Here is a 2641-nt window from a genome sequence, read left to right as displayed (position 1 = left end):
GCGCGTTGAAATCGTGCCAGCGGTTTCCAGTTGGGAGAACAGGTCGGTGTAGCTGGCGGTTGGCTTTTTGAAGTGGACATTCCATGCAGCGCGCTGGGGGATAATATCGGGGTTCCGATAGCTGTCCTTTTCGCGCTCGTTGTGCTGCTGAGTGTTGCCAACGGCCTTGTCCGAAACGGCGAGATTTCGAACACTGGTGCGGTCAATGCCATCATTTCTTGCCAAAGGGCATCCCTCCTTTCAAGGTTCATCGAGAGGTGACGGGTAACGGAGATGCACTTCTGCGGAAGTGTAATAACCCACTATGACACTTTCATCCCTATGGGCTGCAAAGTGTAGTGGGCTCTTCGAGGACTCTCCGAGGGGGAACGTCTCCTGCGGGAGAGTTACAATCAAGTTCGCACAATGCGAACTTGATTGCTCCGTACGCATCCGAAAAAATCGCGTACAGAGTTCAAATAACCTGTACGGTTCGTACGGTGTACGGAAACCCGAAATATAAACGATAACACGCCTTAATTTATCTCGATTTGCCGTACGGGTGCGTACAAGTACAGACCGTACAGGTTGTACGAACTTCTTCCGTGAAAAAATGCACTTTTTACGGACAGGGGTGGACAAGCGGCTCGATGCCTACAAAACCCCGCACCCTGCGGCCACCGGGCGGGGCGGTGTTATGTGTTGCACCAGAGTACCCCAAAGTGGGAACTCTGGTGTTTTTTGCCTTGTGCCTGAATATACGGAAAATTTTGCAGGAAAGGCGAAAAAGCGGCAGAACTGCAACGGAAAAAGAAAAATGCCCTCACTGGTTGCAGGGCTGCAACAGCAAGGGCAGAGAGGAAACCTTATATTGAACAAAACGGCAGAGCGTATTATAATGAGGAAAAAGCTCAAAAAGGAGGGCCGACCACATGGCACAGGAATATCTGCCCGCACCATCCAACGTCCGTCTTGCGGACTTGATGAAAGAGCACAACATCAGCCAACCGGAGCTTGCCAAGGAAATCGGCTGCTCCAAGAGTACCATCAGCCGCTTTATCAGCGGTGCAAAAGGAACCCTGACCCACGAGCAGGTGCTGAAGATTGCAAGGCTGTTCAACGTGTCCACGGATTTTCTGCTGGGAGAAACCAACATTCCTGACCGCAAGAACTATGATATTGCCGAACTGGGTTTGTCCGTAGAAGCCGCAAAGAACCTCTACACAGGGCGTGTCAATGCAGGGGTGGTCAATCTGCTGCTGGAAAACGCTCACTTCGCAGAGCTTACTTACCGCATATCGCAGTATTTTGATGATACCTTTGCATCCGGTATCGCGGCACAGAACGCCATGTTCACGACATTGAGCACCTTGCTGCGCACAAAGGTCAAGACCCCGGAAGCAGCCAAGGCAGCCAAAGACATCAGCCTTCGGAGAAAGCCGGTGTATCAGGGCGACCTTGATGATATTGAGATGTACTTCATGGCAGCGGTCAAGGAAATCAAAAAGGGCATCGGGAGCCATTACGCCGAACAGGAAGCAATGAGCAAGAAAGTGGCAGAGAAGATGTTCAACGAGCTGACCAAAGGGCAGGATGTGCAGCACCCAACGATCACGGCAGAGCAGTTGACGGATGCAATGTTGGACAGCGTTTCGGGCATGAAAGGAGCCACGCCGGAAGCACTGGAACAGCTGCGAAGCGGTCTGTTGGGAATCTTGCAGTCTGCCGCAGAGCAGGAAAACGCCCATGAAGCAGACGAATGAACGGCTTTGTGCGCTGGCACAGAAAGGGGATGCCACCGCACTGGACAGCCTGATCGAAAACAACAAGTCCTTTATTGGCAAGGTGGCAAATGACCTTTTCCGCAGCATGAATCTGGCACAGTCCGGCCTGAACCTTGACACGGACGATTTGAAACAAGCGGGCAATCTGGGCTTATGGAAAGCTGTGCCGAAGTTCGATGCAGCGCGGGGCATGAAGTTCTTGACTTATGCGGCTCCTGCCATCCGCAATGCTATGATGGACATGGTACGGGATGCCTTTACTGCTTTTGAGCAGCGGATGGTGACGGAGGATAAGGACGGCATCTGCTACCAGCGCGTTTCGCTGGACGATATTCTGTCAGGAGAAGAGCAGCTGCGGCGCATCGAAGCCATAGCTGACCCTTATGCCATGCAGCCGCAGAGCATTATGGAAGAACAGGAATCACGCCGGGAACTGTACGATGGTCTGAAACGGCTGACCCAACGGGAGCAGACCTATCTGCTGTACCGCTATGGCTTCACCGATGGCGAGGAGCATCCGCTGATCGGCACGGCGGTATACTTTCACCTGACAAAAAGCCGCGCCAAAAAGACCGAGGAACAGGCTATGGATAACCTGTGGCTGGAATTGCCGTGGTGGTTTATCTGAGTGAAAAGAAAAATCGTGATTGTGCTACAAGTTTTCTGGAAATTTATGTGCAGCTATACGATTTTGAGAAATTTTGTAGACGGATGAAACAAAATAGGATTAAATCTAAATATCTAAGGAACGTTGATTTCACGAAGCTGCTGATTACCGACTGTAGGATTTGAGGAGGATGTCGTTTTATGAAAATTACACGAGATAAAATGTTTTTTTCAAAAGATCTTATTCATACACTGGCATATGTCGGAATGTT

2 protein-coding genes and 1 pseudogene are annotated in these 2641 nt (G+C 50.8%); 2 read left to right on the top strand and 1 reads right to left on the bottom strand.

The features are described 5' to 3' along the window. Positions 1 to 225 (bottom strand): annotated as a pseudogene (locus C4N22_RS12675) (plasmid recombination protein); the annotation flags it as partial. Between the two features lie 686 nt (positions 226 to 911). Between C4N22_RS12675 and C4N22_RS12670 the strand changes: the two are divergent. Together C4N22_RS12670 and C4N22_RS12665 are read left to right on the top strand one after the other, a co-directional pair. Continuing rightward, the gene (locus C4N22_RS12670; RefSeq protein WP_112149213.1) at positions 912 to 1742 is read left to right on the top strand and encodes a helix-turn-helix domain-containing protein; all 831 of its coding nucleotides are present in this window, start codon (positions 912 to 914) and stop codon (positions 1740 to 1742) included. Next, on the top strand, positions 1726 to 2391 hold the full coding sequence (locus tag C4N22_RS12665; protein ID WP_112149212.1) for a sigma-70 family RNA polymerase sigma factor: 666 nt from the start codon (positions 1726 to 1728) through the stop codon (positions 2389 to 2391). The genes C4N22_RS12670 and C4N22_RS12665 overlap by 17 nt, the downstream gene beginning before the upstream one ends. Positions 2392 to 2641 lie beyond the last annotated feature (250 nt).

It is taken from the genome of Faecalibacterium prausnitzii (assembly GCF_003287495.1).
GTDB classification, from domain to species: Bacteria; Bacillota; Clostridia; order Oscillospirales; family Ruminococcaceae; genus Faecalibacterium; species Faecalibacterium prausnitzii_I.
This window is presented reverse-complemented; position numbering and strand designations above follow the sequence as displayed.